Origin of the sequence: Diaphorobacter sp. HDW4B, from assembly GCF_011305535.1 — a bacterium.
Classification (GTDB): domain Bacteria; phylum Pseudomonadota; class Gammaproteobacteria; order Burkholderiales; family Burkholderiaceae_C; genus Diaphorobacter_A.
In genome coordinates, this window is sequence record NZ_CP049905.1 from 3,122,587 (window position 1) to 3,135,673 (window position 13,087).

At 63.5% G+C, this 13,087-nt stretch carries 13 protein-coding genes; 11 read left to right on the forward strand and 2 right to left on the reverse strand.

The genetic code is table 11. From position 1 onward, the window contains the following. Positions 1–79: 79 nt before the first annotated feature. A complete protein-coding gene (gene paaX / locus G7048_RS14280) occupies positions 80–1,051 on the reverse strand; it encodes a phenylacetic acid degradation operon negative regulatory protein PaaX (RefSeq protein WP_205750276.1) in 972 nt (323 codons plus the stop codon). Positions 1,052–1,328: 277 nt separating this feature from the next. Between paaX and paaN the strand changes: the two genes are divergently transcribed. The 10 genes from paaN to G7048_RS14330 all read left to right on the forward strand — a co-directional run bounded on the left by paaN (position 1,329) and on the right by G7048_RS14330 (position 10,648). Then, a complete protein-coding gene (gene paaN / locus G7048_RS14285; RefSeq protein ID WP_166068780.1) occupies positions 1,329–2,996 on the forward strand; it encodes a phenylacetic acid degradation protein PaaN in 1,668 nt (555 codons plus the stop codon). Between the two features lie 13 nt (positions 2,997–3,009). Next, positions 3,010–3,804 carry a 2-(1,2-epoxy-1,2-dihydrophenyl)acetyl-CoA isomerase PaaG gene (gene paaG / locus G7048_RS14290; RefSeq protein ID WP_166068781.1) on the forward strand — a complete coding sequence of 265 codons (795 nt, stop codon included), beginning with the start codon at positions 3,010–3,012 and terminating at the stop codon, positions 3,802–3,804. Between the two features lie 2 nt (positions 3,805–3,806). Then, complete coding sequence (paaI, locus tag G7048_RS14295; RefSeq protein ID WP_166068782.1) at positions 3,807–4,286, forward strand: hydroxyphenylacetyl-CoA thioesterase PaaI; 480 nt, start codon at positions 3,807–3,809, stop codon at positions 4,284–4,286. A 39-nt stretch (positions 4,287–4,325) separates the two neighbouring features. After that, positions 4,326–5,651, forward strand: a complete 1,326-nt coding sequence (gene paaK / locus G7048_RS14300) for a phenylacetate--CoA ligase PaaK (protein ID WP_166068783.1) — start codon at positions 4,326–4,328, stop codon at positions 5,649–5,651. A 17-nt stretch (positions 5,652–5,668) separates the two neighbouring features. Next, positions 5,669–6,685 (forward strand): 1,2-phenylacetyl-CoA epoxidase subunit PaaA, encoded by a 1,017-nt coding sequence (paaA, locus tag G7048_RS14305; protein WP_166068784.1) that lies wholly within the window; start codon positions 5,669–5,671, stop codon positions 6,683–6,685. A 29-nt stretch (positions 6,686–6,714) separates the two neighbouring features. Next, entirely contained in the window at positions 6,715–7,002 is a 288-nt protein-coding gene (gene paaB, locus G7048_RS14310) for a 1,2-phenylacetyl-CoA epoxidase subunit PaaB (RefSeq protein ID WP_205750399.1), read from the forward strand. Then, positions 6,999–7,790, forward strand: coding sequence for a 1,2-phenylacetyl-CoA epoxidase subunit PaaC (paaC, locus tag G7048_RS14315; protein ID WP_371747541.1), 792 nt, complete (start codon positions 6,999–7,001; stop codon positions 7,788–7,790). Before paaB ends, paaC begins: the two co-directional genes overlap by 4 nt. Positions 7,791–7,795: 5 nt before the next feature. Next, positions 7,796–8,338, forward strand: coding sequence for a 1,2-phenylacetyl-CoA epoxidase subunit PaaD (gene paaD / locus G7048_RS14320; RefSeq protein WP_166068787.1), 543 nt, complete (start codon positions 7,796–7,798; stop codon positions 8,336–8,338). 21 nt (positions 8,339–8,359) lie between these two features. Then, positions 8,360–9,454 (forward strand): 2Fe-2S iron-sulfur cluster-binding protein, encoded by a 1,095-nt coding sequence (locus G7048_RS14325; protein WP_166068788.1) that lies wholly within the window; start codon positions 8,360–8,362, stop codon positions 9,452–9,454. A gap of 213 nt (positions 9,455–9,667) precedes the next feature. Beyond that, positions 9,668–10,648 carry a tripartite tricarboxylate transporter substrate binding protein gene (locus G7048_RS14330; RefSeq protein ID WP_166068789.1) on the forward strand — a complete coding sequence of 327 codons (981 nt, stop codon included), beginning with the start codon at positions 9,668–9,670 and terminating at the stop codon, positions 10,646–10,648. Here G7048_RS14330 and G7048_RS14335 read toward each other — a convergent pair. Further along, on the reverse strand, positions 10,635–12,080 hold the full coding sequence (locus G7048_RS14335; RefSeq protein WP_166068790.1) for an MATE family efflux transporter: 1,446 nt from the start codon (positions 12,078–12,080) through the stop codon (positions 10,635–10,637). The two genes, G7048_RS14330 and G7048_RS14335, sit on opposite strands and share 14 nt — an antisense overlap. A gap of 138 nt (positions 12,081–12,218) precedes the next feature. Between G7048_RS14335 and G7048_RS14340 the strand changes: the two genes are divergently transcribed. After that, positions 12,219–13,067 carry a creatininase family protein gene (locus tag G7048_RS14340; protein ID WP_166068791.1) on the forward strand — a complete coding sequence of 283 codons (849 nt, stop codon included), beginning with the start codon at positions 12,219–12,221 and terminating at the stop codon, positions 13,065–13,067. The last annotated feature ends 20 nt before the right edge of the window (positions 13,068–13,087 follow it).

Consider the following 13,087-nt stretch of genomic DNA (forward strand, 5'->3'; position numbering starts at 1 on the left):
GCCTATTGTGGCGCTCCCGGAAGTCGCTCGCGAGCAGTTCGGCATTGCCCCTGATTTCGGATGCGCTGCCTATGCTGACTTATTCGACCAGTGAGAGCGCGTCTTCGCTGCGCTGAAACCGGCTTTGCAGCCAGTCGGCCGCAGCGGGCATGGCGCCCGAAGACAACTGCAGGCATTGGTCGAGATGCCGCTCCGAGGGTTCGAGCAGCCGCCGGTAGATTTCCTTGCACAACTGTCTTGCGCGGTTGCCCGGCCAATCGGCGGGCAGCAGAACCTCGGGCAGTTGCGGATCGCGCAGCAGATAACGGCGGAAATCGTGGATCAGCAGAATGCGCGTGAGGCAGGCCTGTTCTGCGTTCACCTCGCTGGCGGGCGTGCGCTGCAGCGCGTCGAGCACCGGCTGGTAGCGTGAGACGAAGTTGCCATAAGCGACGGCAAGTTCTTCCAGATTCCAGGCGTGCTGGATCAGGCTGGCGTCTTCCGCTGCGGGGCTGAGCTTGGGGTTGACGGCGACCAGCGGCATGAGCTGCGGCAGCAGATCGGCCAGCCCTTCGGCGGCCACGGCGTCCAGCGCGGCTTCCAGCTCCGCCGTGGGATGGATGAAGCAGCCCGACCCCGTGTCGCCAAAGCCCTGCCAGGCCAGCGCCTTGCGCAGCTTCTCGCGTTGGCGCGCGTCCAGATCGCCCATCACCATCAGCATCCGCCAGCGCTTGTCCCAGCCGGGGCTGTCGGCTGCGTAGATCTGCTGCGAGGCGTTTTCAAAGCGCCGCTGGCCGTCGGGCGTGAGCATGTAGTCGGTGCGTCGACCCACGGCCTCGGCCTGCAGCCATTCTTCCTTGACCAGCCGGAAAACCGTGGTGCGCACCAGCCGCTCATTGATGTCCAGCGGATCCAGCAACTGGATCAGGCTGCCCAGCCAGACCCGCCCGCCGCGCGGCAGCACGGCATCGCCGAAGACGGACGTGATGAGCGCGCGCGCCTGCACGCGGCTTTTCTGGCGAAAGCGCTCCAGCAGGGCGTCGATGGCTTGCGAGGCGTTGGGTTCGGTCATGAGCGAGGGGTGATCCAGTCTTTGCGTGATCTCTTCGTGATGGTAGCGACGAAGCGACGCCGTGCTTCCGTTGCAGAGCGTATTGATCAAAGCGATACAAACTTAACTGAGTTTAATAAATTTTAGGATCATTTAAGGGTAATCACCGTCCTTTCAAAATTTGGAAGGGATACACTTTTATTGCGGTTTCTTGATTTTTTGTATTGCTTTCGCCAAGCCAACGTGCTCACGACTCGTGGCGCATAGGGGCCATCTGGCAGCACACCTCGGAAAACACATGACGCATCCCTTGTTTGAAAAGCACCAGGCCACGCTCCAAGGCGCGCTGCAGGCCATTGCCACACGCGGCTACTGGTCGCCCTACGCGGAAATGCCCAGTTCCAAGGCCTATGGCGAAACTGCTGCCGACGACGGCAAGCGCGCCTATGAGGCGCATCTGGGTCGGCATTTCGAGCTGCAGCAGCCGGGACAGACCGGCTGGATCGGGCACGAGGCGTCGCCCTACGGCGGATCGCTGAACGTGCGCTATCCGCAGTGCGATCACGAGGCGTTGGTGGCGGCGGGCGCGGCGGCCATGCCCGCGTGGCAGGCCGTGGGTGCCGAGGGGCGCACGGGCATCTGTCTGGAAATGCTCGCTCGCCTGAACCAGCAAAGCTTCGAGCTCGGCCATGCGGTGATGATGACCACCGGCCAAGGCTGGATGATGGCCTTTCAGGCCGGCGCGCCGCATGCGCAGGATCGCGGCCTTGAAGCCGTGGCCTACGCATGGCGCGAGCAGAGTTTCGTGCCTGCCGAATCGACCTGGGAAAAGCCACAAGGCAAGAACCCGCCGCTGGTGATGAAAAAGCAGTTCGAGATCGTCGGCCGTGGCGTGGCGCTGGTCGTGGGCTGCGGCACCTTTCCCACCTGGAACACGTACCCCGGCCTGTTTGCCGCGCTCGCCACGGGCAATGCGGTCATCGTCAAACCACACAGCAATGCCATCCTGCCTGCGGCCATCACCGTGGCCACCCTCCGCAAGGTGCTGGCGGAAAACGGCATCGATCCCAACCTCGTCACCCTCTGCGTGACGGACGATCGCGCCGTGACGCAGGCGCTGGCCACGCACGCCGGCATCCGGTCGGTGGACTTCACCGGAAGCAACGTTTTCGGCCAATGGCTGATCGATCACTGCAAGCAGGCGCAGGTCTATGCGGAGCTGGCGGGCGTGAACAACATCGTCATCGATTCGACCGACGCCTACAAGACCATGCTGGGCAATCTGGCGTTCACGCTGTCGCTGTATTCGGGGCAGATGTGCACGACGACGCAGGTCATCTTCGTGCCCGCAAACGGCATCGACACCGACGAAGGTCACAAGTCTTATGACGAGGTCTGCGCCGATCTGGGCGCGGCCATCACGCGTTTTCTCTCCAAGCCCGAAGTCGCTTGCGCGGTACTTGGTGCCATCCAGTCCGATGCCACGCAGGGCCGCATCGAACTGGCGAATTCCGGCGCGCTTGGCCGCGTGGTGCTCGCCTCGCAAAGCATCGCCAACGCTGAATTTCCGAACGCCGCCGTGCGCACGCCGGTGCTGCTGGCCTGCGATGCGGTCGATGAATCGGCGTACATGGAAGAGCGCTTTGGCCCCATCAGCTTTGTTGTGAAGGTGGCCGACACGGCGGCGGGCCTTGCGCTGTCGGAGCGCGTGGTGCGCGAGCACGGCGCGCTCACCGTGGGGCTGTATTCCACGCGCGACGAGGTGATCGATGCGATGACGGCAGCCACCTGGCGCGGCAAGGTGGCGCTGTCCATCAACCTGACGAGCGGCGTGTTCGTCAACCAGTCGAGCGCCTATTCCGACTACCACGGCACGGGCGGCAACCCGTCGGCCAACGCCTCGTACTCGGACTCCGCCTTCGTCGCCAACCGCTTTCGCGTGGTGCAGCGCCGTCGTCACGTGTGAGGAGAACTTCAGCATGTCGTTTGAGACCATTGCCTTTGCCGTCGATGCGGGCGTTGCGCGCCTGACCTTGAACCGGCCCGACCGGCTCAACAGCTTCACCGACCAGATGCACGCGGAAATCCGCGAAGTGCTGGCCGAGGTGAACGCCAACGCCGCGATTCGCGTGCTCGTGCTGACCGGCGCTGGGCGGGGATTCTGTGCGGGACAGGATCTGAATGACCGCTCGGTTTCGGGCGAATCCACGGAAGCTCCGGACCTTGGCGCATCGGTCGAGAAGAACTACAAGCCCTTGGTGCTTGCGCTGCAGAACCTGCGCGTGCCGACGATCTGCGCCGTCAACGGCGTGGCGGCCGGTGCGGGAGCCAGCGTGGCGTTGGCCTGCGATGTGGTGATCGCCGGTCGTTCGGCCAGCTTTCTGCAGGCGTTCTCCAAAATTGGGCTGATTCCCGATACCGGCGGCACCTGGTTTTTGCCGCAGCGCGTGGGCATGGCGCGCGCCATGGGGCTGGCCTTGCTCGCGGAAAAACTGCCTGCAGAAAAAGCCGCCGATTGGGGGCTGATCTGGCAATGCGTGGACGACGCTGATCTGGCGAGCACGGTCGATGCGCTAGCCGCGCAATTCGCTGCCGCGCCCACGCGAGCGCTGGTGCGCACGCGCGAGTTGATGCGGGCTTCCATGAGTCAGGATTTGAGCGTACAACTCGATGCCGAGCGCGACGCGATGCGTGAGTTGGGCCGTTCGCCGGACTACAAGGAAGGCGTGGCGGCATTCATGGAAAAGCGTGCGCCGCGCTTCACGGGAGCATGACGATGGATGCCGCTACCAACTCTTCTTCAGCTTCTTCTTCCCTCGATCCGCAAGCCCTTGCCGAAGCCGCCGCCAAAGCCATGTGGCAGCGCGACCGCACGGCGCATGCGCTGGACATGGCCTTGCTGTCCGTTGCGCCGGGCCGCGCCACGTTGCGCATGCGCGTTCGCGGCGACATGATCAACGGCCACGACACCTGCCACGGCGGCCTGATGTTCACGCTGGCCGATACCGCGTTTGCCTACGCCTGCAACAGCCACAACCTCAACACGGTGGCGTCGGCCTGCCATATCGATTTTCTCGCGCCAGCGCATGAAGGCGACCTGCTTGAAGCCGTGGCCGAAGAGCGCTCTGCCGCAGGCCGCACGGGCGTCTACGACGTCACGATCAGCGTGGTCGGCGGCAAGGCGGTGGCGCTGTTTCGCGGCAAGAGCTACCGCATCAAGGGCGAAGTGACAGCCAGCCTGAATGGCGAAGGTTGACGACGTCACACACAGAACCATCCTCCAAGGAGACATGCCATGCCCGTCAAGCAACCCCGGCCAGACGAACTGGAGCCCATTGAAAAAGCCAGTCGCGATGAGGTCGCCGCGCTGCAGCTGGAGCGCCTTCGCTGGTCTGTGCGACACACCTGGGACAACGTGCCCGCGTACCGCGCCAAGTGCGAGGCGCAGCAGGTGCATCCTGATGATCTGAAGACGCTTGCCGACCTGTCGCGCTTTCCGTTCATGACCAAGCAGGACCTGCGCGACAACTACCCCTTCGGCCTGTTCGCCGTGCCGCGCGAGCAGGTCGTGCGCCTGCACGCATCGAGCGGCACGACCGGCAAATCCATCGTCGTGGGCTACACGAAGCAAGACATAGACAACTGGGCCGCGCTGGTCGCGCGTTCGCTTCGCGCAGCCGGTGTGCGTGCGGGCGACATGGTGCACAACGCCTACGGCTACGGCATGTTCACGGGCGGGCTGGGCGCGCATTACGGCATCGAGCGACTGGGCTGCACGGTGGTGCCGATGTCGGGCGGGCAGACGGAAAAGCAGATCCAGCAGATCATCGATTTCCGGCCCGATGCCATCATGGTCACACCGTCGTATTCGCTGGTGATCGCCGAAGAATTCCAGCGTCAGGGCATCGCGCCCGAAGACATCTCGCTCAAGGTCGGCATCTTCGGCGCAGAGCCGTGGGGCGAAGGCATGCGCGCGGAGATCGAGAAGAAGCTCGGCATCGACGCGGTGGACATCTACGGGCTCACCGAAGTGATGGGGCCGGGCGTGGCGTCGGAGTGCATCGAATCCAAGGACGGCCCGGTGATCTGGGAGGACCATTTCTATCCCGAAATCATCGACCCCGACACCGGCGAGGTGCTGCCCGATGGATCGCTGGGCGAGCTGGTTTTCACCTCGCTGACCAAAGAGGCCTTTCCCGTCATCCGCTACCGCACGCGTGATCTGACGCGCCTCTTGCCGCCCACGTCGCGCGCTTTCCGACGTCTGAGCAAGATCACCGGCCGCACCGACGACATGCTGATCGTGCGCGGCGTCAACGTGTTTCCAAGCCAGCTTGAAGAGCAGATCATGCGCATCCCGCATCTCTCGGGCAACTACCAGATTCACCTGACGCGCGACGGTCATCTGGACAACATGGAGCTGCGCTGCGAGCTGCAGCACAGCCTCAGCGGCCAGATGAGCGAGGCCGAGGTGCAGCATGTGAGCAAGGAACTGCAGCACCATGTGAAGACCATCGTCGGCATATCGACCAAGGTCACGGTGCTCGACGCCGATGCGCTGCCGCGCACGCTGACCGGCAAGGCCCGGCGCGTGTTCGACGAGCGTCCCCGCCAAGTCTGACAGCAGGAGCCCACGCGATGTACACCCAATCATTCAGCGTTCCGGACGATGCCGCAGGGCAACCTGCCGTGCGTCCCGCAGCGATCCCCGAATCGCCCGAACTGATGGCGAAGTTCAACCAGCGCATCGATGACGACGGCCGCATCGAACCGCAGGACTGGATGCCCGAGGCCTACCGCAAGACGCTGGTGCGCCAGATCAGCCAGCACGCGCACAGCGAGATCGTCGGCATGCTGCCCGAAGGCAACTGGATCAGCCGCGCACCGAGCCTCAAGCGCAAGGCGATTCTCATCGCCAAGGTGCAGGACGAGGCGGGGCATGGCCTCTATCTGTACAGCGCCGCAGAGACGCTGGGCACCGGGCGTGACCAGATGCTGGACGCGCTGCACACGGGCCGCGCCAAGTACAGTTCGATCTTCAACTACCCCACGCTCACCTGGGCCGATGTGGGCGTGATCGGCTGGCTGGTGGATGGCGCGGCCATCATGAATCAGGTGCCGCTGTGCCGCTGCTCGTATGGCCCGTATGCGCGTGCGATGGTGCGCGTGTGCAAGGAGGAATCTTTCCATCAGCGCCAGGGATATGAGTCGCTGCTGGTGATGATGCGCGGCACGCCCGAGCAGCAGAGCATGGTGCAGGACGCCGTCAACCGCTGGTGGTGGAAGTGCCTCGCGATGTTCGGTCCGCCCGATGCCGACAGCCCGAACAGCGAGCAGGGCAAGCGCTGGGGCATCAAGCGCATCTCCAACGACGACCTGCGCCAGAAGTTCGTGGACGCCACCGTGCCGCAGGCCAAGGTGCTGGGCGTGAGCCTGCCCGACCCCGATCTGAAATGGAACGAGGCGCGCGGCCACCATGATTACGGCCAGATCGATTGGGATGAATTCTGGGCCACCGTCAACGGCAACGGCCCCTGCAACAAGGAGCGCCTCGCCACCCGCGTGAAGGCCTACGAGCAAGGCCAATGGGTGCGCGATGCCGCGCTTGCCCACGCCCGCAAACAGCAGCAACGCACGATGAAGGAGGCCGCATGACCACATCAGCAACGACCGCACCTGCCGCTTTGGCTTTGAAAGACTGGCCTTTGTGGGAAGTCTTCGTGCGCAGCAAGCAGGGCCTCGATCACAAGCACTGCGGCAGCCTGCATGCATCGAGCGCTCAGCACGCGCTGGAACTGGCGCGCGACGTCTACACGCGCAGGCAAGAGGGCGTGAGTATCTGGGTGATTCCTTCGGCGCAGATCACGGCCAGCAGCCCGGACGACAAGGGCGAATTCTTCGATCCCGCGGCCGACAAGATCTACCGTCATCCCACGTTCTACGACATTCCCGACGAAGTGGGGCACATGTGATGACAGGCACTGCAAACGCTCCTTATTTGCTGCATCTCGCGGACAACGCGCTGGTGCTGGGCCAGCGCAATGCCGAGTGGACGGGCCACGGCCCGGCGCTCGAAGAAGACATCGCGCTCGCCAATGTGAGCCTCGATCTCATCGGTCAGGCACGCCTGCTGTATCAGCACGCAGCGGCCACACTCGGCAACGGTGCCACCGAAGACACGCTGGCGTATTTCCGCGATGCGGGTGACTTCCGCAATTACACGTTGCTGGAGCTGCCGCACCACGGCCCGCTGGTGGGTTATGCGCAGTCCGACATGGATTACGGCACGACGCTGGTGCGCAATTTCTTCTACAGCGCGCTGATGGTGCTGGTGTGGGATACGCTGCAGAAATCGCCCGACGAGCAGCTTGCGGCGATTGCCGCCAAGTCGCTCAAGGAGGTGCGCTACCACTTGCGCCACGCGCGCGAATGGGTGATTCGTCTGGGTGACGGAACGGACGAATCCCATGCCCGCACGCAGGCCGCCGTCGATCATCTGATGCCCTACACGCAGGAGTTCTGGAGCGACAGCGGCATCGAAAAAACAGCGCTGCTGGCGGGTGTGGGCGTCGATGTGAACAGCCTGCGTCCGGCCTGGGATGCGCTCGTGAACGACACACTGGCCGAGGCCACGCTTGTGCGCCCGAAAGAGGGCGGCTACATCCCCAGAGGCAAGAGCGGCGAGCATTCCGAGCACCTGAGTTTTCTGCTCGCCGAGATGCAATGCGTGGCGCGTTCGTTGCCGCAAGCGAGTTGGTGATCGCCATGCAGCCCGTGACAAGCGACGACGACGTGCAAGCCGCGTGGGCCGTGCTCGAATCGCTGACCGACCCGGAAATCCCCGTCGTGTCGCTGCGCGAGCTGGGCATTCTGCGCGAGGTGCGGCGGGTGAGCGACGGGCTGGAAGTGGTCATCACGCCTACCTACAGCGGCTGCCCGGCGATGGGGCAGATCGAGGACGATGTGCGCGCCGCATTGCAGGACGCGAATCTGCAGGCCAAGGTGTTCACGCAGCTCGCCCCTGCATGGACCACCGACTGGATGACCGATTCCGCGCGCGAAAAACTGCGCGCTTACGGCATCGCGCCGCCGATGGAGAGCTGCGCCACGCCAGCGCTTGCGCTGGATGCGGGCGAGAGCCTGCTGCGCTTTGTGCGCCATGCCGCCGCGCCATCGGTTGCCGTGCCGTGTCCGCATTGCGGATCGCACGACACGCTGGAGTCATCGCACTTTGGATCGACGGCATGCAAGGCGCTCTACAAGTGCCAGAGCTGCCAGGAACCGTTCGACTATTTCAAGCCTTATTGAGGCGCAACCGGAGAGCGCAGCATGTCTTTTGCACCACGACATTTTCACGAACTCAAGGTCAAGCGCGTCAGCCCGGAAGCCGCAGGCGCGGTCGCCATCGCGTTCGATGTTCCCGCCGCGTTGCGCGATGATTTCGCGTTCGAGCCAGGCCAGTTTCTGACCTTGCGCGCCGAGATCAACGGCCAGGACGTGCGCCGCAATTATTCGATCAGCAGCCCGCGCAACCGCTTTGCGCACCATGGCGAAATCGAGATCGGCATTCGCCCCGTGGAAAACGGGGTGTTCTCCAACTGGGCCGCCACCACGGTCAAGGCCGGAGACAGTCTGCGCGTGCTGCCGCCCGATGGCCGCTTCACCGTGAAGAAACCACGCGCGATCCATCGTGTCGGTTTTGCGGGCGGATCGGGCATCACGCCGATTCTGTCGATCGCCGCGAGCACGCTCGAAGAGCAGCCCGAGTCGAAATTCACGCTCATCTACGGCAACCGCAACATGGCCAGCATCATGTTCAATGAAGCGCTGCAGGACCTGAAGGATCGCTACACCGACCGCTTCACGATGATCCACGTGCTGTCGGGACAGGCGCAGGAAGTGGACCTGCTGCAAGGCCACATCAACGCCGACAAAGTGAACGCGCTGATCTCCACTTTTCTGCCGGTCAAAAGCATGGACGAGGTCTTCATCTGCGGCCCCGAAGCGATGATGGACGCCACCGAAAAAGCCTTGGTCGAACTCGGCGTTCCTGCCAGTCGCGTGCATACCGAGCGCTTCAACGCAGGCGCTCCCAGCGGCGCGCAGATCATCAGCATCGATGCGCCCAAGGAGAAAGCTGCGCGCACCGTCAAGCTCACCGTGGTGCTCGATGGCTCGGAGCACAAGCTCGCGATGGCACCTACCGAACATGTGCTGGATGCAGCGCTCGATGCCGGGCTCGATCTGCCGTTTTCCTGCAAGGCAGGCGTGTGCTGCACCTGCCGCGCCAAGGTGCTGTGCGGCAGCGTCTCCATGGACAAGAATTTCACGCTCGAAGCCGACGAAGTCGCGCAGGGTTTTGTGCTGAGTTGCCAGGCGCGACCGGTGGGCGACGAACTGACGGTGAGCTTCGACCATCGTTGATGCGCGGCGCTGCGGCGCGCTCGTCACATAGTGGTTTGCACTGAGTGGCGGGTGTTGCATTGCAACATCCGCCAAGCCGCTCAGAGTGAGGCCGCAGACTTTCCGAAGTCCTATACGTCGCACGAATGCTTGCATTGCCTTTTGCAATTGGACTTTGTGCGCTCGCCGTTGCAATGATGTTTTTCTCTCAAGCCAACACAGGAGACAGGCCTCATGCACGGGATTTCACGCCGGGGAGTTTTGACGGGTGCTGCCGCGGGTGCGGCAACGCTCGGGTGGCCGCAGTGGTCTTGGGCATCGGGCAAGTATCCCGACAAGCCGGTCAAGGTGATCGTGCCTTTTCCCGCAGGCGGCACGACCGACGTGGTCGCGCGTCTCGTGTTGCAGAAGCTCGGCGAGGCCATGGGCCAGTCGTTCGTGGTGGACAACAAGGGCGGTGCCAACGGTGCCATCGGCTCCGAGTTCGTCGCCCGCGCCGCGCCGGATGGCTACACGCTGTTGTTCAACACGGCAGGTGCGCAAACGCTCAGCCCGGTGATCTACAAGTCCAACTACGAAGCGCTCGCGAGCTTCGAGCCCATCGGGCTGGTCTGTGACGTGGGCTTTGTGCTGATCGCGCGCAAGGATTTGCCCGCCAACAATCTGCAGGAGCTGATCGCGCTGGCGAAGAAGACCGACAAGCCGCTGTCCGCATCGTCGGGCAGCAGCATGCTGTCACTGGTGACCGAGCAGTTCAAGAAGGCCATCAACGCGCCTTCGGTGATCAACGCGCAATACAAAGGAACCAGCCCGCAGATGCAGGCCGTGGTGGCGGGCGAGGTCGACATCTCGTTCGACTCGTTCGTCTCGGTCGAGATGATCAAGGCAGGCAAGGTCAAGGCGATTGCCGTCGTCATGCCGCAGCGCGCCGAATCGTTTCCGCAGGTTCCCACGCTCAAGGAACTGGGCATCCAGGGCATGGAATTCGGCTCATGGGCCGGCATGCTCGCGCCGAAGGGAACGCCCAAGCCCATCGTCGACGAACTCGCCGCCCAACTCGCCAAGATCGTGAAGATGCCGGACGTGATCGCCAAGCTGAAATCCTACGACTACGTGCCGCGCTTTGAAGGCCCGGAAGAATTCGGCAAGCACATCCAGAGCGACACGGAGCGTTGGAAACGCGTGGTGAAGGAAACCGGTTTCAAGATCGAGTGACCGTGGCCGCTGACGATGCGGCGGCAGGCGTGGGCAGCATATGCGCCTTGCGCCAGCCGCCAAATCGGTAATACGCCACGATGGCGAGCATCGAGCAGAACGCGCTGATCGGAAAGCTCCACCAGATCGCGTCGGCGCCCCACCAGGGTTGCAAAAATCGCGCGACCGGCACGCGGATGCCCCACATTGCGACGGCCAGGATGATGAGCGGCGGCATCACAGCGCCGGTCGAGCGCACGACGCCCGAGAGCACGAAGGTCACGCCGAAGAACAGAAACGAGCCGATGGCGATGTGGTTCAAGTGGCGCGCGGTTTCGATGGCCTCGCTGCCCGGTGGCAGGAACCAGCCCATCATGTAGCGGTCGGCGAAGATGATGATGGCGATGAGCGTGCCGGTCATCACGATGTTGCAGAACACGCCCGCGCGGGCCGTGGCTTCGACGCGGTCCCAGAGTTTGGAACCCACGTTCTGCGCGGCCATCGACGAGCAGGCCGCGCCGATCGCCATCGCGGGCATCTGCACATAGGTCCAGAGCTGCAGCGCCGCACCGTAGGCCGAGGCGGTGTGCACGCCGTATGCGTTCACCATCGAAATCATGGCGATCATCGCGAGCGAGATCACCAGTATCTGCGCACCCATCGGCAGACCTTTGGTGACCAGCGTGCGCAGAATCACCAGGTCCGGCTTGAACAGCGCCAGCTCATGGCTTCCAATCCACAGCGGGTGCTGGCGCATGCGCAGCCATGCCAGCATCAGCGCAAAGCCAATTCCGTTGGCGACGAGCGTGGCGAGTGCGGAGCCGGTCATGCCGAGCTTGGGCACAGGCCCCCAGCCAAAGATCAGCAGCGGGTTGAGCGCGGTGTCCAGCACCACCACCAGCAGCAGAAACCAGAACGGCGTCTTGGTGTCGCCCGCGCCGCGCAGCACGGCGGAGACGAAGGCGAACAGATAGAGCAGCGGAATCGCCAGAAAGATCACCTGCAGATAGGCCTCGGCCAGCGGCAGCGACTCGGCAGGTGTGTCCATCCACTCCATGAGCTTGCGTGCCAGCGGCCAGCCCACGGCAGCGATCACGATGGAGGCCGCGCCAAAGAACGTGGCGCTGGTGCCGAGCACGCGTTTGGCCTGCTGCACGTTGTGCGCGCCCATGGCCTGGCCGACCAGAATCGTCGCCGCCATGCCCACGCCGAAGATCATGCCGATCAGCGCGAACATCACGTTGTTGGCGTTCGCCGTGGCGGTGAGCGCAGCCTCGCCGAGAAAGCGACCGATCCACATCGCGTTGATCGATCCGTTGAGCGACTGCAGCACATTGCCCGCCAGAATCGGCAGCGAAAAGATGAATAGCGTGCGGACGATGGGGCCCTTGGTGAGGTCGCGCGTGGGCGACGGCCTGGGCAGGGCGGTCGTTCGGTTGGAATCGGTGGACATGGGCGGCAAGTGTGTGTTTTGGTTTGTGCGGAGTCTGCCAGACAAAGGCCTGAGTTGCTTGCCGCGCAAGCGGCTTCGCTTCCTGCCACAATGTGCCGCAGTAAGTCAGTTCTGAGTTAAAAGTTTGTCCGCACTGCCATGACCGCTCACAGCAAGCCATCTTCCTCCGCCACCACCTGGCCATCACGCCATTGGGCCGAGGTGAGCGCGCATGATTTCGCGCTCGCGCAGACCAATGGACTGGCCGCGCAGACCATTGCCGTGCTTCCCGTGGCAGCGGTGGAGCAGCATGGTCCGCACTTGCCGCTCAGCGTGGATGCGACCTTGCTGCAAGGTGTGATCGACGCCGCGCTGCCGCAGATTCCTGCGGATGTGCCGGTGCTTTTTCTGCCTCCGCAGAACATCGGCTTCAGCACCGAGCACACGAATTTTCCAGGCACGCTGACCCTGTCGCCCGCCACCATCATTGCGCTGTGGACCGAGCTAGGGGCTTGCGTGGCGCGCGCTGGCATCAAGAAGCTGCTGCTGCTCAACGGCCATGGCGGACAGGTCAGCGTGATGGACATCGTCGCGCGCGAACTGCGCATGCAGCATGGCTTGATGGTCTACAGCAGCAGCTGGTTCAGCCTGCCGCTGCCCGATGAAGTGAATGCCCAATTCAGCGCGCACGAGCATCGCTTCGGCATCCATGCCGGGCAGATCGAGACCTCGATGATGCTGCATCTCTCACCCGAAACCGTGCACATGGAACGCGCGCAGAACTGGCGTTCGACCTCGCAGGATCGCGCCGAAAAATTCGCCATCCTCGGCAATGGCCGCAGCGCCAAGATGGGCTGGGCCATCGAGGACTACAACGCAAGCGGCGCCGTCGGAGAGTCCAACGCCGCGACCGCCGAAAAGGGCGAGCGCGTGGTGAATGCCGCCGCCACATCGCTGGCACGTCTGCTGGAAGAACTGCACGCATTGCAGTCGTCCGTGCAGTCTTGAATTTCATTTCTCCAAAATTC

What these genes read in the sequence shown, in the direction of transcription:
- paaX (WP_205750276.1), bottom strand. Translation starts at nt 1,051, where the DNA reads ATGACCGAACCCAACGCCTCGCAAGCCATCGACGCCCTGCTGGAGCGC.
- paaG (WP_166068781.1), top strand. Translation starts at nt 3,010, where the DNA reads ATGTCGTTTGAGACCATTGCCTTTGCCGTCGATGCGGGCGTTGCGCGC.
- paaI (WP_166068782.1), top strand. Translation starts at nt 3,807, where the DNA reads ATGGATGCCGCTACCAACTCTTCTTCAGCTTCTTCTTCCCTCGATCCG.
- G7048_RS14330 (WP_166068789.1), top strand. Translation starts at nt 9,668, where the DNA reads ATGCACGGGATTTCACGCCGGGGAGTTTTGACGGGTGCTGCCGCGGGT.
- G7048_RS14335 (WP_166068790.1), bottom strand. Translation starts at nt 12,080, where the DNA reads ATGTCCACCGATTCCAACCGAACGACCGCCCTGCCCAGGCCGTCGCCC.
- G7048_RS14325 (WP_166068788.1), top strand. Translation starts at nt 8,360, where the DNA reads ATGTCTTTTGCACCACGACATTTTCACGAACTCAAGGTCAAGCGCGTC.
- paaN (WP_166068780.1), top strand. Translation starts at nt 1,329, where the DNA reads ATGACGCATCCCTTGTTTGAAAAGCACCAGGCCACGCTCCAAGGCGCG.
- paaA (WP_166068784.1), top strand. Translation starts at nt 5,669, where the DNA reads ATGTACACCCAATCATTCAGCGTTCCGGACGATGCCGCAGGGCAACCT.
- paaK (WP_166068783.1), top strand. Translation starts at nt 4,326, where the DNA reads ATGCCCGTCAAGCAACCCCGGCCAGACGAACTGGAGCCCATTGAAAAA.
- paaD (WP_166068787.1), top strand. Translation starts at nt 7,796, where the DNA reads ATGCAGCCCGTGACAAGCGACGACGACGTGCAAGCCGCGTGGGCCGTG.
- G7048_RS14340 (WP_166068791.1), top strand. Translation starts at nt 12,219, where the DNA reads ATGACCGCTCACAGCAAGCCATCTTCCTCCGCCACCACCTGGCCATCA.